Source organism: Paenibacillus sp. 3LSP (assembly GCF_032465655.1).
GTDB lineage: Bacteria > Bacillota > Bacilli > Paenibacillales > Paenibacillaceae > Fontibacillus > Fontibacillus barengoltzii.
This window is the reverse complement of the sequence record NZ_JAWDJI010000133.1, coordinates 1-1,922: the sequence shown is the minus strand read 5'-3', so window position 1 is coordinate 1,922 and position 1,922 is coordinate 1. Positions and strand designations below refer to the sequence as shown.

At 40.3% G+C, this 1,922-nt stretch carries 1 protein-coding gene; it reads left to right on the top strand.

The window, feature by feature from the left end:
* Positions 1–135 precede the first annotated feature (135 nt).
* Positions 136–987, top strand: a complete 852-nt coding sequence (locus tag RW092_RS10515; RefSeq protein WP_316010183.1) for a DUF6414 family protein — start codon at positions 136–138, stop codon at positions 985–987.
* Positions 988–1,922 lie beyond the last annotated feature (935 nt).

Genomic DNA, 1,922 nt, shown 5'->3' with positions numbered 1-1,922 from the left:
TGCGCTCGACGGGTCAGCGGCTTAAGCCTTTCGACGTCGGGAACACGATACGTTACATGAAATTCCTGAAAACACTTTTGATTTATCCATATTAGTCGATCTGATATGCTATAATATTACAAAAAAAGATAAGAGGTGGCAGATGTGGATCTATTCCTACCTGATCTTCTTTATTGCGATAGAAAGAAAACAATTGACTTATTAAGTGTTATTGTAAATGATCTTGTAACTGAATACTCAATTAAACAGACTAATGAGAAAACAAAAGAACATGAACTGGAAGCAAGTCTAAATACCCCTCTTGGAAAAATTGTTGCAAGATACAAAGGAGATAATAATAGAAGTGTTGAGAGGGAAGGTATAGTTAAGTTACCAACGGCTGCATTATTTACTGACTTATACACTATTCTAAATTCAGAAAACAAAGTTCAAAGGTTAGTTGGCTTTGACGAAGATATAATATCTCAACTTCAGGTCGGAGAATTTATTGAAATAGATGGATCAGTAACATTATCACCAGTGGAAGCTGCGCTTTCATCGATCGTGGATCTAGTCAATCAATTTAAAGGTCTCTTTTCTGAACAAGCAGGGACAGAACAAATAGCGCTACTTGCGAATTTATTAAAACCAAAAAGTGCAACAGTTATTCTTAAACCATATAATGAAATTACCACCTCATTCGTGTCTTCTTTAAATTTGATTGAAGAAAATCTATTTACTGAACACTATGAGATAGAAGGGGAATTTACGTTGTTTGGGAGGGTAAGGAAAATCACTCCTGTTAACAACAAAGTTGAATTAATCAAATTTTTACCTGGAAAACTTCGTATGAAAGAAGAGGAAATGATTAAATTTTTCAATGGTTTTAATGATATGCGACAGCAAGGTCTTTCGTTTGGGAACGGGGTCGATTTTAATGAAAATTCTTTGTATCTCGATGGACCTGTCATCGAAATAAATCCAATAGCAGTATATCAGAATTCATGATTACTTATGGAAAAGGTCGCTATTTAGCGACCTTTTTGTTAAGACAATTGCATTAGCTAATTCATAGATGTCAGGAACTTCATGTAACAATGTGTTCACGCATCGGCGGACAAGCCGCCTCGGTCCCGGAAGTAAAGTCGATGAAGCTGTTGCCGGGACACATCCGCACCGACTAACCGCATCGCGGCCGGCTGCTACGCAGCCTTAAGTCGGTGGGACGTCGTGAACACGGAAACGTTATCTGCCAGATTGGGCCCAAAGATTTGTAGGTAATCCATGCGCAACTTCCTGTTGCTTGAAGAGGGAAATTGATAGGTAAATACAAAGCAAAGAACGAGAATATAAAACGGGAAAAGACCTGTATAAACCCAGTATAAACCCAGTATAAACCCAGTAAAGAATAAAGCTCGTATAAACCCGGAAGAAGCAATTACCTAAAGGGGACAAAGGAAAAAAGGTATAACATGCACGAGGAATACAAACTGAAAAGGCGTAAAAAGAAGGAATAAACATGTGGGTCGACGTCCTGTCTCTATTCGAAGAAGTGGGCCCAATCCAACAGATAACACCATGTTCCCGCCAGCGGCTAGAGCCTCTGGGTCCGCCCGGAGTAATAAGAAGCGGAGTCACTACGTAGATAATTCAGTAGCAGGAAGTGAACTCAGGCGGACACGTCTGTAAGGCTAAGTGGCGGAGCCACCCGGTGACCCGGATCGCTGTGCTTGATGGGCCAACTGCTTAAGCCTTTCGACGTCGGGAACACAATACGTTATCTGCCATCGTCTAGTCGAAGAAGTGGGAAAGAATGAAAAGCTGAATAACACGAAGCAGATCAAAGGTATCTAGTTGACTACGAGAAGAGGGCTAAAGAAGTAAGCAGTAGCTAGGACTTGGTTCAGTAAGAGTCGTGAGTTAATAACGATGAAACATCATGA